The 19,196-nt window shown below is 64.0% G+C and carries 21 protein-coding genes; 12 read left to right on the forward strand and 9 right to left on the reverse strand.

Features of this window, described 5'->3' with window-relative positions:
* Positions 1 to 71: 71 nt before the first annotated feature.
* The 8 genes from cpaB (at position 72) to QCD75_RS01700 (ending at position 7,993) form a co-directional block, all read left to right on the forward strand.
* Positions 72 to 800: a Flp pilus assembly protein CpaB gene (gene cpaB / locus QCD75_RS01665; RefSeq protein ID WP_301225050.1), complete on the forward strand. Its 729-nt coding sequence runs from the start codon at positions 72 to 74 to the stop codon at positions 798 to 800.
* A complete protein-coding gene (locus QCD75_RS01670) occupies positions 797 to 1,990 on the forward strand; it encodes an AAA family ATPase (protein ID WP_301225052.1) in 1,194 nt (397 codons plus the stop codon). Before cpaB ends, QCD75_RS01670 begins: the two co-directional genes overlap by 4 nt.
* Complete coding sequence (locus QCD75_RS01675; RefSeq protein WP_301225053.1) at positions 1,987 to 3,435, forward strand: CpaF family protein; 1,449 nt, start codon at positions 1,987 to 1,989, stop codon at positions 3,433 to 3,435. The genes QCD75_RS01670 and QCD75_RS01675 overlap by 4 nt, the downstream gene beginning before the upstream one ends.
* A 23-nt stretch (positions 3,436 to 3,458) precedes the next feature.
* Positions 3,459 to 4,385, forward strand: a complete 927-nt coding sequence (locus QCD75_RS01680; RefSeq protein ID WP_301225054.1) for a type II secretion system F family protein — start codon at positions 3,459 to 3,461, stop codon at positions 4,383 to 4,385.
* A gap of 58 nt (positions 4,386 to 4,443) precedes the next feature.
* On the forward strand, positions 4,444 to 5,280 hold the full coding sequence (locus QCD75_RS01685; RefSeq protein ID WP_301225056.1) for a type II secretion system F family protein: 837 nt from the start codon (positions 4,444 to 4,446) through the stop codon (positions 5,278 to 5,280).
* 59 nt (positions 5,281 to 5,339) lie between these two features.
* The gene (locus tag QCD75_RS01690; RefSeq protein ID WP_301225058.1) at positions 5,340 to 5,795 is read left to right on the forward strand and encodes a TadE/TadG family type IV pilus assembly protein; all 456 of its coding nucleotides are present in this window, start codon (positions 5,340 to 5,342) and stop codon (positions 5,793 to 5,795) included.
* A 53-nt stretch (positions 5,796 to 5,848) separates the two neighbouring features.
* On the forward strand, positions 5,849 to 7,249 hold the full coding sequence (locus tag QCD75_RS01695; protein WP_301225061.1) for a pilus assembly protein: 1,401 nt from the start codon (positions 5,849 to 5,851) through the stop codon (positions 7,247 to 7,249).
* A 255-nt stretch (positions 7,250 to 7,504) separates the two neighbouring features.
* A complete protein-coding gene (locus tag QCD75_RS01700; protein WP_301225063.1) occupies positions 7,505 to 7,993 on the forward strand; it encodes an Hpt domain-containing protein in 489 nt (162 codons plus the stop codon).
* On the opposite strand, the gene QCD75_RS01705 is transcribed toward QCD75_RS01700, so the two are convergent.
* A complete protein-coding gene (locus QCD75_RS01705; RefSeq protein ID WP_301225065.1) occupies positions 7,990 to 8,751 on the reverse strand; it encodes a response regulator transcription factor in 762 nt (253 codons plus the stop codon). The two genes, QCD75_RS01700 and QCD75_RS01705, sit on opposite strands and share 4 nt — an antisense overlap.
* 214 nt (positions 8,752 to 8,965) lie before the next feature.
* Here QCD75_RS01705 and QCD75_RS01710 point away from each other — a divergent pair, with 214 nt between their 5' ends.
* Entirely contained in the window at positions 8,966 to 9,832 is an 867-nt protein-coding gene (locus tag QCD75_RS01710; RefSeq protein WP_301225067.1) for a sensor histidine kinase, read from the forward strand.
* Between the two features lie 25 nt (positions 9,833 to 9,857).
* Here the strand turns inward: QCD75_RS01710 and QCD75_RS01715 are convergent, their stop codons facing one another.
* The 8 genes from QCD75_RS01715 to QCD75_RS01750 all read right to left on the reverse strand — a co-directional run bounded on the left by QCD75_RS01715 (position 9,858) and on the right by QCD75_RS01750 (position 15,294).
* Positions 9,858 to 10,748 (reverse strand): tRNA pseudouridine synthase A, encoded by an 891-nt coding sequence (locus tag QCD75_RS01715; RefSeq protein WP_301225069.1) that lies wholly within the window; start codon positions 10,746 to 10,748, stop codon positions 9,858 to 9,860.
* A 32-nt stretch (positions 10,749 to 10,780) separates the two neighbouring features.
* Positions 10,781 to 11,470 (reverse strand): 50S ribosomal protein L17, sunset domain variant, encoded by a 690-nt coding sequence (gene rplQ / locus QCD75_RS01720; RefSeq protein ID WP_301225071.1) that lies wholly within the window; start codon positions 11,468 to 11,470, stop codon positions 10,781 to 10,783.
* Positions 11,471 to 11,547: 77 nt separating this feature from the next.
* Complete coding sequence (locus tag QCD75_RS01725; protein WP_024366109.1) at positions 11,548 to 12,558, reverse strand: DNA-directed RNA polymerase subunit alpha; 1,011 nt, start codon at positions 12,556 to 12,558, stop codon at positions 11,548 to 11,550.
* A gap of 132 nt (positions 12,559 to 12,690) precedes the next feature.
* Complete coding sequence (gene rpsK / locus QCD75_RS01730) at positions 12,691 to 13,092, reverse strand: 30S ribosomal protein S11 (protein WP_018773682.1); 402 nt, start codon at positions 13,090 to 13,092, stop codon at positions 12,691 to 12,693.
* Positions 13,093 to 13,133: 41 nt separating this feature from the next.
* A complete protein-coding gene (gene rpsM, locus QCD75_RS01735; RefSeq protein WP_024366110.1) occupies positions 13,134 to 13,508 on the reverse strand; it encodes a 30S ribosomal protein S13 in 375 nt (124 codons plus the stop codon).
* Between the two features lie 175 nt (positions 13,509 to 13,683).
* Positions 13,684 to 13,797, reverse strand: a complete 114-nt coding sequence (gene rpmJ, locus QCD75_RS01740) for a 50S ribosomal protein L36 (protein WP_009358722.1) — start codon at positions 13,795 to 13,797, stop codon at positions 13,684 to 13,686.
* A gap of 68 nt (positions 13,798 to 13,865) precedes the next feature.
* Complete coding sequence (infA, locus tag QCD75_RS01745) at positions 13,866 to 14,087, reverse strand: translation initiation factor IF-1 (RefSeq protein WP_009358723.1); 222 nt, start codon at positions 14,085 to 14,087, stop codon at positions 13,866 to 13,868.
* 178 nt (positions 14,088 to 14,265) lie between these two features.
* Positions 14,266 to 15,294, reverse strand: coding sequence for a P1 family peptidase (locus QCD75_RS01750; RefSeq protein WP_301225084.1), 1,029 nt, complete (start codon positions 15,292 to 15,294; stop codon positions 14,266 to 14,268).
* A gap of 266 nt (positions 15,295 to 15,560) precedes the next feature.
* On the opposite strand from QCD75_RS01750, the gene QCD75_RS01755 reads away from it, so the two are divergent.
* The 3 genes from QCD75_RS01755 (at position 15,561) to QCD75_RS01765 (ending at position 18,873) form a co-directional block, all read left to right on the forward strand.
* A complete protein-coding gene (locus QCD75_RS01755) occupies positions 15,561 to 16,511 on the forward strand; it encodes a carbohydrate ABC transporter permease (protein ID WP_301225086.1) in 951 nt (316 codons plus the stop codon).
* Positions 16,508 to 17,443: a carbohydrate ABC transporter permease gene (locus QCD75_RS01760; RefSeq protein WP_301225088.1), complete on the forward strand. Its 936-nt coding sequence runs from the start codon at positions 16,508 to 16,510 to the stop codon at positions 17,441 to 17,443. Before QCD75_RS01755 ends, QCD75_RS01760 begins: the two co-directional genes overlap by 4 nt.
* 83 nt (positions 17,444 to 17,526) lie before the next feature.
* Complete coding sequence (locus QCD75_RS01765) at positions 17,527 to 18,873, forward strand: ABC transporter substrate-binding protein (protein WP_301225090.1); 1,347 nt, start codon at positions 17,527 to 17,529, stop codon at positions 18,871 to 18,873.
* Positions 18,874 to 19,196: the final 323 nt, after the last annotated feature.

Genomic DNA, 19,196 nt, shown 5'->3' on the forward strand with positions numbered 1-19,196 from the left:
CCACATCCAGCCTGACGCCACAACGTGCGTCCGCGCATTGTTGAGCTGTACGAAGAGGTGAGGAAGCAATCATGAAATCGCGTTTATTCGCAGGGCTAGCTGCGCTCGTACTGGCAATCGCCGGCACTTTAATGCTGGTTAATTACGTATCGAATGCCGACCGCCGCGCACAGGAAGCGCTCGATCCTGTTGACGTCGTCGTCGTCGATACGCCGGTTCCGGCCGGAACAAGAGTGGAAGACCTGGCATCTCATGTTCGGGTCCGGTCAATCCCGGCTGCGGCGAAAGCCGACGGCGCACTGACTTCCCTTGAGGGTTCCGGCGGGCAGGTCACGTCTGTTGCCCTGGAACCCGGGGAGCAGGTGCTCGCGAGCCGCTTGGTCGACCCGTCACAACAGACCACTCCGGGAGCCGTTGAAGTTCCTGATGGAATGCAGGAACTCACCATCCTCCTGCCGCCGGAAAGCGTTGTCGGCGGCACCCTCCGTGCAGGAGACCTGGTGGGACTCTACGTCACTCAAACAGACCCGGCGTCACCCCAGCAGGCCAGCACACAACTGGTTTTCGACAAAGTACTTGTTACCGCTGTCCAGCAGGCCGCGCCGAGTGCCGGAAGTGGAGACAAAGGGACCTCAGCCGTCCCGAGCGGTTCATCGTTCGTCACCCTGGCCCGCAATTCCACCGACTCGGCGAAAATCATTCTCAGTGCCCGCGTTGGCAATATCTGGTTGACGAAGCAGACGGTGAAAACCCCGGCCAGCGTGCGCACGGCCGTCACTACCAGCGGGATCTTCCAATGAGCCGCTTCCTGGTCCTGACCTCATCAGCGGAGTTCGAGAGCCACCTCGCCACGGCACTGGGAGACGCGCACGAGGTTCAGGTCCTTGCATCCGAAGCCGCGGGGGGCAGCCCGGGCCACCTGCTGGCCCGAAACCTGGGCGGGGCCGTCGATGTGATGGTTTTTGGCCCTGACATCAGGACAGAACAGATGCTCGCCATGGCGGCCGGCCTCGAGCACGCGTTCCCGGACATCGTGCTCGTGCTGGTGGCAAATGCGGCACCAGAACTCATGCTGGCCGCCATGCGGTCCGGCGTCCGCGATGTCCTGCCACCGGATACGGAGGCCGGACGGATGCGTGCGGCGTTGGAACGCGCTGCCGAAACGTCCAGAAGCCGCAAGCAGCTTGCCTCCGAGGAGGCAGGCCAGAAAAGCGTCCGCGGGCGGGTGATCTCCGTGATGTCCCCGAAGGGAGGAGTGGGGAAGACCACCGTTGCCACCAACCTGGCTGTTGGACTGGCCAAGCTGGCGCCGATGGGGGCGGTCATTGTCGATCTCGACCTTCAGTTCGGCGACGTAGCCTCGGGGCTGGGCCTGGAGCCCCAGTACACCATCAACGACGCGGTGACCGGTGCTGCGTCGAGTGACGCCATGGTGCTGAAGGCCTTCCTAAGCCGGCATCCGTCCGGGGCCTATGCCATGTGTGCGCCGCGACGGCCGGCGGAAGCGGACCTTATCAAGCCCGCGCACGTGACGACCCTCATCAACCAGCTCTCGCTGGAATTCCCCTATGTCATTTTGGATACGGCGCCTGGCCTCGGGGAAGAAGTCTTGGCGGTCCTGGAACTGGCCACCGACGGCGTCTGGGTTTGCGGGATGGACATTCCCAGCATCCGTGGCCTCAACCACGGGCTGGAAGTGCTGCGGCAACTTGACCTCATGCCCCCGTCCAACACGATTGTCCTCAACTTTGCCGACAAGCGCAGCGGACTAACCGTCCAGGACGTCGAAGCCACGGTCGGGCTGCCGGTCGACATCATCCTGCCGTGGTCCCGCACATTGCCCTTTTCAACCAACGCCGGCGTACCGCTGCTCCAGGACAGCCGGCGGGATCCTGCCCTGAAAGGGTTGAGGAACCTGATAGCCCTTCTCGGCCCGAATTCGTCGACACCTGCCAGTAAGAACGCGCACCGAAGGGACGAAAAACCATGAGTCTCGTTGATCGACTTCAAGCCGCCCGAACGACAACGGCAAACCCGGCGGAGGCGCTCAATCCGCCCGGTGCCCCTCCGGTTCCGGTTCTCCCAACGGCCGAACCGGCCGGCGGCCAACTCTTGGGAACCCTGGCCAAAGCGCCCCCAACTGCCACGTCGGATGCCCTGGCCGGGATCAAGAAGCGCGCGGCCGAAGAACTGACAGCCCGCCTGGGCAGCCGGATCACTGACAGCAGCCTCGATGAAGGTGACGTGCGGCGCATGGTGCGCGAGGCACTTGGGGCGTTCATCGATGACGAACAGGTTCCCCTGACGCCCGAGGAACGACGGCGCTTGGTCCGCGAGATCGTTGACGAAATCCTGGGTCTCGGGCCGCTCCAGCGACTCCTGGACGACCCGTTGGTCACCGAGATCATGGTCAACGGCTCTGAACGCATCTACGTCGAACGCGGCGGCCGGCTGCACTTGACCGGGACATCGTTCACTTCGGATGCCCACCTGCGCAGGGTCATCGAGAGGATTGTTTCGCGGGTTGGGCGTCGAATCGACGAGTCCTCGCCGCTGGTTGATGCCCGGCTGCAGGACGGCTCACGGGTCAACGCCGTGATCCCGCCCCTCGCTGTGGACGGTCCATCGTTGACCATTCGAAAGTTCTCCGCCGTACCATTGACCGTCGAGGACCTGATCAGGTTCGACTCCATTTCACCGGCCATGGCACAGTTGCTCCACGCATGTGTCCAGGCACGACTGAACATCATCGTTTCCGGCGGTACCGGCACGGGAAAGACCACACTGCTCAATGTTCTCTCCTCGTTCATTCCTGACGACGAACGCATCGTCACCATTGAAGATGCCGTTGAGCTTCAACTGCAGCAGGAGCACGTGGTCCGTTTGGAAAGCCGGCCGGAAAACGTTGAAGGCCGCGGTGCCGTTGGCATCCGCGAACTCGTTCGGAACTCCCTGCGCATGCGCCCTGACAGGATCGTGGTTGGCGAAGTCCGCGGCGGAGAAGCCCTGGACATGCTCCAGGCCATGAACACCGGCCATGACGGTTCCATCTCCACCGTGCACTCCAACTCGCCCCGGGATGCAATAGCCCGCATGGAGACCCTCGTTCTCATGGCTGGGATGGATCTTCCGCTACGGGCCATCCGTGAACAAATCGCCAGCGCAGTCCACCTGATCGTTCAGTTGAGCAGGCTGAAGGATGGGACGCGCCGGGTCACCCACATCACCGAAGTCCTGGGCATGGAGGGGGACGTCGTGACGCTGCAGGACGCTTTCGTCTTCGACTACGCGGCCGGCGTGGACCAGGATGGTCGATTCATCGGCAAACCCATTCCCACAGGTGTCCGGCCGCGCTTCGTCGAACGGTTCGCCGATCTCGGAATCAGCGTTCCCAGCGAAATCTTCTTCCCCGCGCCCCACAAGACTGGACGGTGAGCCCTGTGCCCCAGGATTCTGTTTTGCTTGCAGGTGCCGTGCTCATTCTGCTCGCCGTGGCCCTCGGCTTTTTTGTGGCCTTCCGGCCCCGGTACACCGACATCCACGTCGACCGGAGAAGGCCGCCGGCGGAGTCCAACTCCTCGATGGTTTCGAAGCTGAGCGGCGTCACTGTCGCGGCCATGGAGCGTCGCGTCGGACACAAGAACAGCGGCCCTTTCGGTCGAGATGCACTCGGGGGGGCGGGCCTGAAACTCCAGCCCGCCGAATTCGCAGTCCTGGTCTTGGTTGCCGCGTTCATTCTGGGTCTAGCGGGCTACGTGCTGCAGGGCTGGCTTCTGGCCGTCGTGTTCGCCGGCATGTGTCCGGTGGCCGCCAAGGCCCTTATCTCATTCAGAACCGGCCGCCGCCGTGCCGCCTTCGAGGCCCAGCTCAGCGACATGCTCATGTCCCTCTCCGGCAGCCTGCGTGCCGGCCACAGCATCGCCCAGAGCATGCGCAGCGCCAGCGTAGAGATGTCGGCTCCGATGGGTGAGGAACTCGCCAGGATCGTCAACGAGGACAGGGTCGGCCGTCCGCTTTCAGAGTCCATGGCCGAGGTAGGCCTGAGGTTGCAGTGCGAGGACTTCCAGTGGCTCAGCCAGGCAATTGAGATCAACCGTGAGGTTGGCGGCGACTTGGCCGGGGTGCTCGACCACGTTGCAGACACGGTGCGCGAAAGGGCCCAGATCAAGGGCCAAATCCGTGCTTTGGCGGCGGAAGGAAAATTCTCGGCATACATCCTGATTGCCTTGCCGTTCTTCGTCGCAATCTTCATCAATCTCGTCAATCCGGGGTACATGGCCGTCCTGACGGAGACCATGCTGGGCTGGCTACTCATGGCCGTCAGCGTGGTCATGATGGCCATCGGATCCTTCTGGATCAGCCGCATGGTCAAGATCGCATTCTAAGGAGCTGAGCACATTGACCCCCACAGTCTGGCTACTGATCGCAAGTATTATCCTTCCCTTGACCTACTTTGCCTGGTCACTGATTGGCGTCGACAGGGCCACCGGCCGTTTGATCCAATCCAGGCTCGCCGCTGCTTCAACCTCGCAGCCCGGTGTTTCCGAGACCGGTCCCCACCGGCTGGTCCTTCTGGCGCGCAAGCTGACACCGACAGCTTATGTGCACCACTTGGACCAGATGCTCGGGAAGGCGGGACGGCCTGCCTCAATGCCGCTGGACCGCCTCCTGACGCTGAAACCGCTGGCGGCCCTTGGCGGTGCCCTGCTAACCGTTCTTTTCGGTGGAGCAAAGAGCCCGCAAGGTGGGCTGATGTCTGTCGGTCTGACGGCGGCCTGCTACGTCCTTCCCGACCTGCTCGTTTACAACAGCGGTACGAAGCGCCAGGCGAGGTTGCGGCTGGATCTGCCCAATGTCATGGACCAACTGCTGATCTCGGTCGAGGCAGGACTGGGGTTCGAGGTCGCCATGTCCCGGGTGGGGGCGAACGGTTCTGGTCCCGTCGCGGAAGAGATGGTGCGGACGCTGCAGGACATCCAGGCCGGGAGTACACGCCGTGACGCCTACAAAGCCATGGCCGCGCGGTCCTCGGTTCCGGAGTTGAAGAGCTTCGTGAGCGCAATCGTCCAGGCTGACGTACAGGGACTTTCCGTGGCGCGGGTATTGAAACCCCAGGCGGACCAGATGCGGATCAGGCGACGTCTTCGGGCAGAGGAAAAAGCCATGAAACTTCCAGTGGCGGTGGTATTTCCGCTGCTTCTCTTTATCTTCCCGCCGCTGTTTATCGTCATCCTTGGCCCGGCCGTCATTAACACCATCGCCACATTTTCGGGCCGTTGACGAATGCATCCGACCGGCACGCGGTTCAGGAATCACTTTCGGATTGAAAGGAGCAAGAGATGCGTAAGTCCAAAACACGTCATCGACAGGTTCGGGATGACCGGCAGCGCGGTGCCACGGCAGTTGAATTTGCCTTGATTCTGCCCTTGCTCCTGTCCATGCTCCTTGGCGTGATCGACTTTGGGATTGCCTTCGGTCAAAGCGTCAGCCTGCAGGGAGCGGCCCGCGAAAGTGCGAGGCAGGGGGTGACGCAAGGTGACGTCATTGCGTCCGCCAACCACGCAGCGGGTTCACTGGACAGCAGCCAACTCCAGGTTCGGTTCGCCGTCGACACGTCAGCAGGGGCTCCGGGAGTTATGGTCGTTTGCCTGCGCTACCCCGAGTCCTCCCTGACCGGTTTCTATTCCTGGGTACTCGGCGGCGTCTTCGAGGCCAAAGCCGTTATGAAAATGGAAAGCCCGGCGGTTGTGGCCTCGGGCGCACAGCGTTGGACCGGAGGATCATGCACGCCTTGACACCAGGATCGTTCGTGAAGCGGCGACGTCGCGTCAGCAATAGCCGGGAGCACGTGAAGGAAAAGAACAACCCCGGCAAGGCATCCCGGGAGCGTGGAGCGGCTGCAGTCATCTTCGCCCTGACGATTCCTGTCCTCTTCGGAGCCCTGGCAATGGCCCTCGACGTCGGCGCGCTGGTGTACGAGCGCCAGCACCTGAGCAACGCGCTGGACGCCGGCGCTCTGGCCGGTGCAGCGTCGCTCCCAGGCGATCCGGTGGCCGCCCGTAATGCCGCGATCTCCTTCGCCCGGGCCAACGACCCCGCAGCGGCACCCACGGTCACCTTCTGGTGCGTGGTCGCTTCAACAGGTGCTGCCCGGACGGTGCAAAGCAGCCAGATCCCCAGCGTCTGCAACGCAGGAACGACGTCGGGTGCCAGATGTGACATGACTATCTGCGCGATACCCTGCATCCCGGGGACTGGAATCTCCTGTAACTCAATTACGGTAACCGACGATAAGAACGTCGCGTTCCAGTTCGCCCCCGTGATTGGGATCAACACCGGAAACACCGGATCGCTGGCGTCGGATGCGTGCAAAGGCTCCTGCGGCTCTCAAAGCCCCAACCCCATGGACATCGCCATTGTCGCTGACCGCACCAGCAGCATGAGTGACCAGAACATCACGGACATGAAGACCGGGATCAAGAACACTCTCCTGACCATGTCCAGGGATCAGCAGTATGTGGCATTTGGCACCATCCACAGGAGCAGCCCCATCGTCGGCGGTTGCCAGACCAATCCGTCCGGCTCGGCCACGGAAGGCCCTTGGATCCCGGTTCCCTTCTCCAACGACTACAACAGTCCCGGTACTACACCGACCGCCAACGGCAACAGCACGCTCGTCAAAGCAATATCTTGTTTGAACAAGTCGTCGGGCTTTGGCACATACCTTGCGTCGCCCTTAAAGGCCGCCGCACGCTACGTTCTCGGCAAAGACCCAAACAACTTGTTGGCGCTGCCCGCGCGCGCTGGAACTGCGCGCAAGGCCATAATCCTGGAGACCGACGGCCAGCCGAACGAGAGTAACATGGCAGGCTCCACAGCAGTAAACACTCCCGGCGACATCGGAAGTTCAACCGTTGCCGCTGCCTGCAAAAACCTGAAGGACGTCGCGGCCGATGCCAAGTTCAAAGACATCCTCATCATCACTGTCGGCTTCGGAAGCGCAAACACAGACTCTTGCGGTAGCGGCGTACTTGTCCGCGATGTGCTCGCCGCTGCTGCCTCGGAGAAGAGTCCCGGGGTCGCCAGTACTGCCAGTAACGACTGCCAGACCCCTGCCAAGCGGGCTGCGGAGAACGCGGATGGCGACTTCTTCTTCTGCGCGGCCAGCGGATCAGAACTTGGCCCGATTTTTGTCTCGGCGATCAATGCGATCAGCGGGAACTCCCACCTGATTCGGATCCCCGGCTGACAGCCCAGCTGCCGGACGGCCTTGGACCAGCGCCAAGGGGGTCATTCTGTCAACCGCGACCCGGCAAACGGGAGATGCTCGCGCTGGGCACGGATCCTGCCGAACTCACAAGTGTGCGCACAGCAGCCGGCGGGAACGGGCCGGCCACGGGAAACCGCAGGGCAGAACGCAGGAAGCCCTCCGGAAAGCCGCAAGGTTGCCGCAGGATCAACAGGTTCGCCAGGTACCGCCCGGAGCAGGAAGTAGCGTGGTCACATGTCCTTTCAAGGTGATTCAGACGACGGTGACGCGAACAATGACTTCTCCGCCGGCGCCTGCACCTGCGGCACGGGTCGGACCGGCGTAAGCCCGGCCGGTGCAGGCCTGGCCCCAGCGCCGGCCGACACCACGCCCCCACTGGTGGACCCCTCCGCGCTCCAGGAACTCGGGTCCCAGCTGGACAGCCCTGCCGTGGCCAAGGGCTTCGCCAGGGACTACACAAACATGTGGGACCAGCGCTACCAGTCCCTCGCTTCGTCCCTCGACAGCGGTGATGAGGACGCGGCAATGGACGCCGTCCTGAGTTTGAAGACATCCTCGGCGATGGTTGGCGGCGTCCGCCTGGCCGAGCTTGCCAGCGAGCTGGAGGACGCCATCCGCGTCCGCGACGCCCACCGCGCGCGGTTGCTGCTTCGTCAAGTCGCAGAAAGCGGAAACGAAACGGTGGGCGAGCTGCAGCTCAGCCACAATCTCCGGGACGGTTAGTCCAGGGCGGGCGCGAGCCGGTACCCCACGCCGCGGACCGTCTGGAGCCAGCGGGGCCGCTGCGGATCCTCCCGCAGCTTGCGCCGCAGATTGCCAATATGTACCTCGACAGCCCGCTCGTCGGATTCGCCGATGTACGCGTCCGCGCCGTAGTGCTCGCCCCGAACCACCCGCACCAGATCGACCTTCGACCGGACAGCACCGGCCCCCTTCAGCAGGGCGTGCAGGAGATCGAACTCGCTTCGGGTCAGGCTGGTGGGAACGCCGTCAAGGGTGACCGACCGGGTGTGCGGGTTCAGCACCAGTCCGTTGTGCCGATATACCGCATCCTGGGGCAGCGCCAGACCCTGTGAGGCCTGCTCCCTGGGGGTGTCTTCGGCGGCGTCCAGCCGGGGCCTGCGCATCATGGCGGCCACCCGGGCCCGGAGCTCGCGCGGCCGGAAAGGTTTGGTCATGAAGTCGTCGGCACCGGTGTGCAGCGCCGTCAGCGTGTCCAGCTCGTCCGTCCTCGCGGTCAGCATGACCACATAGGCATCGCTGAACTGCCGGATCCGGCGCAGGACTTCGAAGCCGTCAATATCGTGAAGGCCCACATCCAGGGTGACGACGCTCGCCTTCCGGCTCCGCACCACCTCGACCCCCTCACGCCCGCTGGCTGCGCCGTGGACGTCAAATCCCGCCTGGCTCAGCACGGCCTCCACAAGGTGACGTACGTCGTCGTCGTCCTCGACGACGACTGCAACTCCCAAGTCAGTCATGGCCCCCCCTTTGCATCTGATGCTGCGGCAGCTACCCCCCATAGCGCCGCGCTGTTACTGCAGTGCACTCTTGGTGCACCAGTAGTGTCAGACTACCCACGCAATGTCGCGAAAAACTGTTTAGGCACAGCCGTGGCCACAAATATTCATCCTGTGTCAAGCTAACGTGACGAGTGCTGTTAAATTGAGGCAGCGAGAAAGGGGCGCGGCTTCATTGGGTAAACAGCAACTGGTCCGGAACCCGGAGAGTCATCTGGCGGGCTTCCCGCGGCGTCTGCAGAATTTGTTCCGGCTAACCGGAGGCCGGGAAACCGAACTCAGTGCCCTCCTCAAGGTCAGCCTGGAACGCGAGCGGCAGCTCAGCGACGAGGTCGCGGAGGTGGTCGACGCCCTGACGGCCAAGGACAACCTCGTCGCCAATGTCTCGCACGAGTTCCGCACACCGCTGACGTCCATCATCGGCAACCTGGATCTGGTGCTCGGCGAATCGGAAGAGCTCTCCCCCACCGCCGTGCGCCGGATCGAAGTCGCGCAACGGAACGCTGAACGGCTGCTGGCCCTGGTCTCGGACCTGCTGGTGTCCGCCGACTCAGCACTGCACGTCCACCCGCGCCGGACCGATCTGGCTGCTCTTCTCGAAGCCAGCGTCGGCTCCGCCCAGGCCCTTGCCCAGGCAGCCCAGGTCTCGCTCTCCACGGACGTCCCGGCAACGCTCTGGGCCGAAGTTGATCCGTTGCGGATCAGTCAGGCCGTCGACAACCTCGTATCCAACGCCATCAAGTATTCGCCCGTTGGCGGCGCCGTCCGCGTCTCCGCCAGCCAGGAGGGTGGCCGGGTCTTGGTGCACGTGGAGGATGACGGAATGGGCATGACAGCCGCCGACGCCGACCGGATCTTCACCCGGTTCTTCCGAAGCCCCGCGGTCCGCGGAGGCTCGGTTCCCGGCATCGGTCTGGGACTGTCCATCACCAAGGCGATCGTCGAACGCCACGGCGGCAGCATTTCCTGCCGCACGCTGCCTGGCTGCGGGAGCACCTTCACCCTGGAACTCCCCGCCCGGGCGGCCACCCCGGCCTCGTAGCGGGGTTGGGACTGGGCGGGCAGCCCTACTGGCGCAGGGCCCGCGTCAGCTCGGCCCTGGCCAGCAGCCCGCTGGCCGAGGGGTACGCGACTTCTTCCAGCACCAGCGGGTGCGGGGCCGAGAGGACCGACTTCGCGTCGCGCTGGCGGGCCAGCAGCCGTTCCAGGAGCCACACCGGCTTCTCGATGCCGGCCCCCACGAACAGGGCCGATCCCACGAGGGACCGCACCATGTTGTGGCAGAACGCATCCGCCTGGACCGTGGCCACAATGACCCCGTCGGCACCCCGGGCAAACTCAAAGCGCTGAAGTTCCCGGATAGTGGTGGCGCCTTCCCGCGGCTTGCAGTAGGACCGGAAATCCTGCAGTCCCAACAGCTGCGAGGCGCCTTCGTTGAGCAGCCCGACGTCCAGCCGGTCCTGATGCCACAGCGTGGAGGTCCGGCCGAGCGGATCCCAGAGGGCGGGCCCGTCCGCGATCCGGTAGCTGTAGCGGCGCCAAAGCGCGGAGAACCGCGCGTCGAAGCCCGCCGGAGCAATGGAGACCTTGTGGACCTCGACCGCCCCGGTCAGGTCCCCGAGCCCGCGGCTGAGAGCGCCCCGCAGCCGACGCAGCAGGGCAACCGCCGGGTCCAGTTCCACGCCGCGGTTCAGGCCCATCCACTCCGTCTCGGTGAAGTCCACGTGGACCACCTGGCCGCGGGCGTGCACCCCGGCGTCGGTCCGCCCGGCGACAGTGACCCTGATGGGCCGGCGGATGAGCAGTGCAATGGCCTCTTCGAGCGTGCCCTGGACGGTGCGCCGTCCGGGCTGGACAGCCCACCCGCTGAAGGGACCGCCGTCGTACGCAAGATCAAGCCGGACACGCAAAAACCCGCCGCCCCCTCTAACGGGGGCAGCGGGCTTCTGGTCGTTCATAGACTCAAGTCTACTAGTGAAATAAGGCGAGACTACTCAGCGTCGCCAGCCTGCGCAGCGTCGCCGCCGGCAGGTGCGAAGCCGGCAGCTTCGGCCGACTCTGCAGAGTCGAACCAAACTTCAGCAACCGTCGAGTCGTACCAGCGGGATCCCGGAACGTGGAACTTCATGGAGTCCTCGTTGCCCTTGACGGCGAAGCCCTCAGGAGCAGCGTTGTCAGCGGTAGCAGGCTTGGAGCCGGCGTACTTGGACTCAGCGGCTTCGGTCTCCACAACCTCGGCCTCGGCGGGAGCTTCCTCGGCGGCCGGAGCAGCCTTGGCGGCAGCCTGGGTAGCCTCGGCTACGACGGCCTGCTTGGCGGAAACCGGCTCGAGAACCAGTTCGATGACAGCCATGGGAGCGTTGTCGCCCTTGCGGTTGCCGATCTTGGTGATGCGGGTGTAGCCACCGTTGCGGTTCTCCACTGCCTGTGCAATGTCGGTGAACAGCTCGTGGACAATGCCCTTGTCGCTGATCAAGCCGAGTACACGGCGGCGGGAAGCCAGGTCGCCACGCTTGGCGAAGGTCACCAGGCGCTCGGCGTACGGCTTCAGTCGCTTGGCCTTGGTCACCGTGGTGGTGATCCGCTTGTGCTCGAACAGTGCGGCGGACAGGTTCGCGAGCATCAGACGCTCGTGACTTGCTCCGCCTCCGAGGCGCGGACCCTTAGCGGGGGTAGGCATAATAGTTTCTCCTCATATGGAAGCCGTTGGGCTGCGCACACCATGGTGCAACCAGCCGGCAGGCCAAGATCTGTTTGTTAGAGCTCGTCGTCGCTGAAAGCGGCGTCGTCCTCTTCAATTGCTGCGGCGCGTGCTGCGAGGTCAAAACCGGGAGGCGAGTCCTTGAGGGACAAGCCCAGTTCAACCAGCTTTGCCTTGACCTCATCGATGGACTTCGCACCGAAGTTACGGATGTCCATGAGGTCGGCCTCGGAGCGGGCCACGAGTTCACCCACGGTGTGGATGCCCTCACGCTTGAGGCAGTTGTAGGAACGGACGGTGAGGTCCAGATCCTCGATCGGCAGGGCCATGTCTGCTGCCAGGGCAGCATCCGTCGGCGACGGGCCAATCTCGATACCTTCAGCTGCGGTGTTCAGCTCGCGGGCCAGACCGAACAGTTCCACCAGGGTGGTACCTGCCGAAGCAACGGCATCGCGCGGGGCGATGGCCTGCTTGGTCTCGACGTCGACAATGAGCTTGTCGAAGTCAGTGCGCTGCTCAACACGGGTAGCTTCCACGCGGAAAGTAACCTTCAGGACCGGCGAGTAGATCGAGTCGACCGGAATGCGGCCGATCTCGGAGTCGCCGGACTTGTTCTGAGCTGCCGAAACGTAGCCGCGGCCGCGCTCGATGGTCAGTTCGAGTTCGAACTTGCCCTTCGAGTTCAACGTGGCAATGTGCAGATCCGGGTTGTGGAATTCGACGCCGGCCGGCGGAGCGATGTCCGCGGCGGTGACGACTCCCGGGCCCTGCTTGCGCAGGTACGCAACAACCGGCTCGTCGTGCTCGGAGGACACCGACAGGTTCTTGATGTTCAGGATGATCTCAGTGACATCTTCCTTGACACCCGGAACAGTGGTGAACTCGTGCAGCACGCCATCGATCCGGATGCTCGTGACAGAGGCACCGGGGATGGAGGAGAGCAGGGTACGGCGGAGGGAGTTTCCGAGGGTGTAACCGAAACCGGGCTCCAGCGGTTCAATAATGAAACGGGAGCGGTTGTCAGAGACGACCTCTTCGGAGAGGGTGGGGCGCTGTGCAATGAGCACTTAGGTTTCCTTTCGGCGAGCATCCGCTATATGACGCAACACAGGTGGTGGAAAGATCGGTCTGAGACTTAACGCGGCTGGGCTTGCCCGGACCCGTGAAGGTCCGGGCAAGCACCGGTGCGTTGGAAAGCCTTAGACGCGGCGGCGCTTCGGCGGACGGCAGCCGTTGTGGGCGCTGGGGGTTACATCCTGGATGGATCCAACCTCAAGGCCAGCAGCCTGCAGCGAACGGATAGCCGTTTCGCGACCCGAACCCGGGCCCTTGACGAATACGTCAACCTTGCGCATACCGTGCTCCTGCGCACGCTTTGCGGCGGCTTCGGCGGCCATCTGGGCTGCGAACGGGGTGGACTTACGTGAGCCCTTGAAGCCAACCTCACCGGACGAAGCCCAGGAGATGACAGCGCCATTCGGATCCGTGATGGAAACGATGGTGTTGTTAAAGGTGCTCTTGATGTGCGCCTGGCCCAGCGCGATATTCTTTTTGTCCTTCTTACGCGGCTTGCGAACCGCGCCACGAGTCTTCGGGGGCATTATTTCTCCTACAGAAAGTTATCGGGGGGAAGACGAGCGGTTTAGCGGGTCTTCTTCTTGCCTGCAACGGTGCGCTTCGGACCCTTACGGGTACGTGCGTTCGTCTTCGTACGCTGTCCGCGCACTGGCAGGCCCTTACGGTGGCGAATACCTTCGTAGCTGCCGATTTCAACCTTGCGGCGGATATCTGCTGCTACTTCGCGGCGAAGGTCACCCTCAACCTTGTAGTTGCCTTCAATGTAATCACGCAGCTGGACGAGCTCGGCGTCGGACAGGTCCTTGACCCGAACGTCCGCGCTGATGCCGGTGGCAGCCAGGGTTTCGTGTGCACGGGTCTTGCCCACGCCGTAGATGTAAGTAAGCGCAATTTCCAACCGCTTTTCGCGGGGAATGTCTACGCCAGCGAGACGAGCCATAGAGGCAGTGCTCCTTGTATAAACCGGAGGTCGTAGGCAGTACACCCGCACGATCCGTGCGGCCCCAGCCTCCGACCGGGGGTTAGCTGTACGGGCCCATACGTCCCAAATCAGCTTGTGCTGCCTTTTATTTACTTGCGTGGGTTAGCAACCCAGGATTTCCCGAAGAGGGAAATTAGCCCTGGCGCTGCTTGTGGCGCGGGTTCTCGCAGATCACCATGACCCGGCCATTACGGCGGATCACTTTGCACTTTTCGCAGATCTGCTTGACGCTCGGCTTGACCTTCATGGCGTTCCTTTGCGTGTTGCAGTGGTCAGCTGGACCGGCCTTCGGCTGTTGCTCTGGCCGCCCAGTGTTTACTTGTAGCGGTAGACGATACGACCACGTGTCAGGTCGTACGGGCTCAGCTCCACCACTACCCGGTCCTCAGGGAGAATCCTGATGTAGTGCTGGCGCATCTTTCCAGAGATGTGTGCCAGAACGATGTGCTTGTTGGTGAGCTCAACGCGAAACATCGCGTTAGGCAGCGCCTCAGTCACAACGCCCTCGATCTCAATGACCCCGTCCTTCTTGGCCATACCCTCCGCTAACTGTTGTTTGCCGCAGCCCTTCGGTTTGCACCGAAAATCACCGCGGACGTTTTTTGATTGATTGGCTGATGCCTCCCGGCCCCAAAAGGGCACAACAGGGCAGACAACCAACAGACAACATTACGCCATAACGGGCCGAATGTTAAATCCAGCAATCGTAGCGCACTCAGCCTCCGTATGCACCAAATTCGCCCGCCGGCGTGCTCACGGCCTCCGCGCAGGCGATCCCGTCGAGGATGGCAAGGCGCACGACGTCGGCTGCCGCACTCTGCAGGGTGATGAGACTCACCTGCCGGGCGCTCTCGCTGCTGCGGTCCAGCGCGAGCGCACCGGTGGCGAGGCAAAACACTGTGTCCCCGTCCGCCAGGGTGTGGCTGGGGTTCAGCGCCCGCGCCAGGCCGGCGTGGGCGGCCGACGCAGTGCGTTTGCATTCGGCCTTGTCCAGGACCGCGTTCGTGGCGACGACGACGAGGGTTGTATTCAGGGGCGGCGGCTCTCCCGGCGGCGCTGACGCGCCCCGTGTGCCGTTCCCGGCTTTCGCCGCAGCAGCCGCAACCCTCGGCGTGCTCGCTCCTTCGTCGCTTAGACGCACGCTGCCGGGTTCCGGCTGCGGCGGCGATGTGCCATAAGGGAGTCCCAGGGCGTTGACTACTGCTACCGCCCCCACGACGACCCCGTTCTCGAGGGTCATGGAGGCTGTGCCTACTCCCCCCTTGTATGTCCCCCGGCCGATTGCTGCTCCGGTGCCGGCGCCGACGTTGCCGCGTTCGACGTCGTGCGCTTCCTGGCGGGCGGCAGCGTCGGCGGTGGCCGCGTAGCCCATGGCGGCGTCGGGCCGGGCGGAGAAGTCCCCGCCCCGGCCGAGGTCGAAGATGGCCGCCGCCGGCACGATCGGAACCACGCCGCCCGTGACCGGGAAGCCCCTGCCGTTCTCCTCGCACCATTGCTGGGCTCCGTGGGCCGCGGCGAGGCCGAAGGCGCTTCCCCCGGTGAGCACGACGGCGTCCACGGTACGGCTCAGCGTCGTGGGGTCGAGGGCGTCAGTCTCGTGCGTCCCGGGGCCCCCGCCCCGGACATCGACGGAGCCCACCGTCCCGGGCGGAGGCAGCACAACCGTCACTCCGCTCAGCCAGCCGCCGCCCGTCCGGCCGGCGTGGCCGACCCTCAGCCCCGGCACGTCCGTTATCGCAGTCATGGCTCTATTGTGCGCTCCGGCGCAACACCACTGCCTCCACGGAACTCTCCACCGACTTGACGAATCGCGAGATGATATCCGGATCCCTGACAAGCGGTATGTAATACTGCAGGCAACACAGCGTTAACAGGCGACGAAGCCTTGGACAACAAAGCTCCCTCGGGGTCTTGTGCGGGGTTCTGCCCACCAACCATGTGGTGAAGTGATAGCAAGGTATCCCCGCCCACCCGTCTGCCACCGCAGGCAAGGACCCGTTAGAGACCTGAATGACGCGACAATTGACCGACCGGCCCCGCGCCGCCGTCGAGACCAAACCGGCCGCGACCCCGCGACGCCGCTGGTCCCCCAGAGCCCGCCGGGACTTCTTTGTCTTCCTGGCCCTGGCCCTGCCCAACCTTCTCCTGATTGCGGTTTTCACCTATCTTCCGCTCTTCAACAACATCTACTACTCCACCCTCGACTGGACCCTGGGCTCGGCCTCGGCCACGGTGGTGGGCCTGGACAACTACGTCACGTTCTTCACCAGCACGGACGCCACCAAGGTCCTGGGCACCACCGCCGTGTTCACCCTCATCACGGTTGGCGGTTCCATGCTGCTTGGCCTGCTGGTGGCCCTTGCCCTGAACTCCAAAATCCGCGGCACAACCTTCGCGCGCTCAGCCGTCTTCGCCCCGTACGTACTCAGCGGTGTCGGCGTCGGCCTCGTCTGGCTGTTCATTTTCGATCCCGGCTACGGCGTGCTGGCCTGGCTGCTGCGCGGCATCGGCCAGCAGAGCCCGCAGTGGATCAATGATCCGCAGTTGTCCCTGGTCATGGTCATCATCGTCTACGTCTGGAAAAACCTGGGCTACTGCGCGGTCGTCTATCTGGCCGGGCTGCAGTCGCTGCCACAGGATGTCATGGAGGCCGCGTCACTCGATGGCGCCAACGGCTTCCGGCGCTTCCTGAGCATGTCCCTGCCGCTGCTCTCCCCCACCACGTTCTTCCTGCTCATCACCACGATGCTGAGCTCGCTGCAGGCCTTCGACCTGATCCGGATCATGACCCCGCTGGGCAACGGCACCAGCACGCTGATCTACGAGGCCTACCTCCAGGCCTTCGGGGCATTCAACCGGGCGGGCTACTCGGCCGCGATCTCAGTGGTTCTGTTCGCCATCCTGCTCATCATCACCCTGCTGCAGTTGCGGTTCGTCGAACGGAAGGTGCACTACTCGTGAGCACGCTGTCCCCCGTCAGCCCTGACCCTGCCGCCGATTCACCCGCTGCCGCTCCCGACGCCGGCCCGGAGATCCCGCTGCAGCGTCACCGGCCCTTCTCCCGGGCAAACCTGGCCCAGACGATTGGCGGCGGCTACCTTCCGCTGGTCCTGGCCACCCTGGTGGTTTTCCTGCCCCTGCTGTGGATGGTTCTAAGTTCCCTCAAACAGCCCGGCGAGATCATCACGATGGACCTGAAGATCCTGCCGCAGAGCCTGAACCTCGAAAACTACAACATCGCCATGACGACCGTGCCGTTCACCCAGTTCTTCGTGAACAGCCTGATCGTCACCAGCGTGGGCGCCACCATCAAGGTCCTCCTGGCCATCCTGACCGCCTACGCCCTGGTCTTTGTCCGCTTCCCCTACAAGAACGCCATCTTTGTGCTGATCCTCGTGGCCCTGATGGTCCCGCCCCAGGTTTCCATCCTGCCCAACTACATCCTGATCGCGGGCATGGGCGGCAAGAACACCCTGTGGGGCATCATCCTCCCGGGCCTGGGCACCGCGTTCGGCACCTTCCTGCTGCGCCAGCACTTCATGACGCTTCCCGCCTCCATCCTCGAATCGGCCGAGATCGACGGCGCCGGCCACTGGCGCCGCCTCTGGCAGATCGTGGCGCCGGTCTCCGGCCCCTCCATCGCCACGGTGGCACTCGTCGTCGTCGTAAGCGAATGGAACGACTACATCTGGCCGCTCATCATCACCGACCGCCCCGAGACGATGACGCTGCCGGTGGGCCTGACGCTGCTGCAGAACTCTGAAGGCAACGGCTCCGGCTGGGGCATCCTGATGGCCGGTGCCGTGCTCGTGATCTTCCCCATCCTGCTGGTCTTCGCAGCCCTGCAGCGTTACATCGTGGCCGGGCTCACCCAGGGCAGCGTCACCGGGTGACCCTGCCGTCTGTCCCACTTCACCCGCATTCGTTCGACGCAAGACAGCCAATCAACGAGTCAGCATCATCGAGAGGATCCACCATGGCATTGAACCTTGACCGGAGGCATTTCCTGGGACTGGCAGGTGCCGGCGCCGGCGCCGCCGCCCTGTCTGCCTGCGGAGGCCCGTCCACCGCAGGTCCGGCGGCCCCAACCGCGGCCGCCGACATCGACTTCAGCGGGGTCAAGCCCGCGGCCTCGTTCGATTTTTGGTCCAACCACCCGGGCAAGTCCCAGGACGTGGAGAAGGCCATCATCGATCAGTTCCAAGCCAAGTTCCCGGACATCAAGGTCAACCTGGTCACCGCCGGGGCCAACTACGAGGAAATCGCCCAGAAGTTCCAGACCTCGCAGGCCGCAAAATCCGGCCTCCCGGGCCTCGTGGTCCTCTCCGACGTCTGGTGGTTCCGGTACTACTCCAACGGCAACATCATCGCCCTCGACAGCGCGATCAAGCAGCTGGACATCAAGGTGGATGACTTCCAGAAGTCCCTCGTTGCCGATTACAAGTACGCGGACAAGCAGTGGGCGCTCCCCTACGGCCGCTCAACACCGCTTTTCTACTACAACAGGGACCACTTCAAGGCCGCTGGGCTGCCGGACCGCGCACCGAAGACCTGGCAGGAGTTTGCCGAGTGGGCACCGAAGCTGAAGGCAACCTCCGGCGCCCAGTACGCCTACATCTACCCGGCACTGGCCGGTTACGCCGGCTGGACGCTGCAGAACAACCTGTGGGGCTGGGGCGGCAGCTGGTCCAACGAGTGGACCGTCAACTGCGACTCCGCCGAGTCGGTCGCCGCACTGCAGTGGGCGCAGGACTCCATCTTCAAGGACAAGTGGGCCGGGGTCTCGTCCAAGGAAGCCGCCGATGACTTCGCCGCCGGCATCACCTCCTCCACGATCTCCTCCACGGGGTCGTTGCTGGGCGTGCTGAAGTCCGCGACGTTCAACGTGGGCGTCGGCTACCTGCCGGGCGGTCCGAAGAACGAAAGCCCGGTGTGCCCCACCGGCGGCGCAGGACTGGGCATCCCCAGCGGGGTCAGCAAGGAGGTCCAGCTCGCGGCCGCCACCTTCCTGAAGTTCATGACGGAGCCGGAAAACACCGTGCAGTTCTCCGCCGCGACCGGCTACATGCCCACCCGCACCTCGGCCGACATGACCGCAGTGCTGGCCGCCACCCCGCAGATCAAGACCGCCATGGACCAGCTCACCGTGACCCGCGTGCAGGACAATGCCCGGGTGTTCCTGCCGGGCGCGGACCAGGAGATGGCCAAGTCCGCCGCGGCCATCCTCACCCAGCAGGGCGACGTCAAGGCCACCATGACGGCGCTCAAGGCCACCTTGGAAGGCATCTACACCAAGGACGTCAAGCCCAAGCTCAAGAGCTGACGCGGCCCAACGTCCTCTCCGCCACGACGAATCCCTGGCGATGCTGGTATTCCAGCATCGCCAGGGATTCTTTGCGTCCGGAGCAATCCTGCGCGTCGCCATGGCGCGTCGCAACAGGCGCCGGCGCGGGTCTCAGGCCCGGCGGCGCGGCGCCTGCGCGTCGCCAGCGATCGTGCGCGTCTCGGGAGAACATGCGCTTCGCCGGCGACTATGCCCATCGCCACGGGCCGGCGGTCGGGGAATCGGGACGGGCACGACACCGAGCGGGGGGCCAGTCACGCGGCTCCAAAATCCTTCCGACACGACGAATTCCTCACGCTGCT

Source organism: Arthrobacter sp. PsM3, from assembly GCF_030433895.1.
In the GTDB taxonomy this organism is placed as follows: Bacteria; Actinomycetota; Actinomycetes; order Actinomycetales; family Micrococcaceae; genus Arthrobacter.

Bases quoted from the DNA above. Each gene is read 5' to 3' on its own strand.
- cpaB (WP_301225050.1), top strand. From the start codon at position 72: ATGAAATCGCGTTTATTCGCAGGGCTAGCTGCGCTCGTACTGGCAATC.
- QCD75_RS01670 (WP_301225052.1), top strand. From the start codon at position 797: ATGAGCCGCTTCCTGGTCCTGACCTCATCAGCGGAGTTCGAGAGCCAC.
- QCD75_RS01675 (WP_301225053.1), top strand. From the start codon at position 1,987: ATGAGTCTCGTTGATCGACTTCAAGCCGCCCGAACGACAACGGCAAAC.
- QCD75_RS01690 (WP_301225058.1), top strand. From the start codon at position 5,340: ATGCGTAAGTCCAAAACACGTCATCGACAGGTTCGGGATGACCGGCAG.
- QCD75_RS01700 (WP_301225063.1), top strand. From the start codon at position 7,505: ATGTCCTTTCAAGGTGATTCAGACGACGGTGACGCGAACAATGACTTC.
- QCD75_RS01705 (WP_301225065.1), bottom strand. From the start codon at position 8,751: ATGACTGACTTGGGAGTTGCAGTCGTCGTCGAGGACGACGACGACGTA.
- QCD75_RS01715 (WP_301225069.1), bottom strand. From the start codon at position 10,748: ATGAACGACCAGAAGCCCGCTGCCCCCGTTAGAGGGGGCGGCGGGTTT.
- rplQ (WP_301225071.1), bottom strand. From the start codon at position 11,470: ATGCCTACCCCCGCTAAGGGTCCGCGCCTCGGAGGCGGAGCAAGTCAC.
- rpsK (WP_018773682.1), bottom strand. From the start codon at position 13,092: ATGCCCCCGAAGACTCGTGGCGCGGTTCGCAAGCCGCGTAAGAAGGAC.
- rpsM (WP_024366110.1), bottom strand. From the start codon at position 13,508: ATGGCTCGTCTCGCTGGCGTAGACATTCCCCGCGAAAAGCGGTTGGAA.
- rpmJ (WP_009358722.1), bottom strand. From the start codon at position 13,797: ATGAAGGTCAAGCCGAGCGTCAAGCAGATCTGCGAAAAGTGCAAAGTG.
- infA (WP_009358723.1), bottom strand. From the start codon at position 14,087: ATGGCCAAGAAGGACGGGGTCATTGAGATCGAGGGCGTTGTGACTGAG.
- QCD75_RS01750 (WP_301225084.1), bottom strand. From the start codon at position 15,294: ATGACTGCGATAACGGACGTGCCGGGGCTGAGGGTCGGCCACGCCGGC.
- QCD75_RS01755 (WP_301225086.1), top strand. From the start codon at position 15,561: ATGACGCGACAATTGACCGACCGGCCCCGCGCCGCCGTCGAGACCAAA.
- QCD75_RS01765 (WP_301225090.1), top strand. From the start codon at position 17,527: ATGGCATTGAACCTTGACCGGAGGCATTTCCTGGGACTGGCAGGTGCC.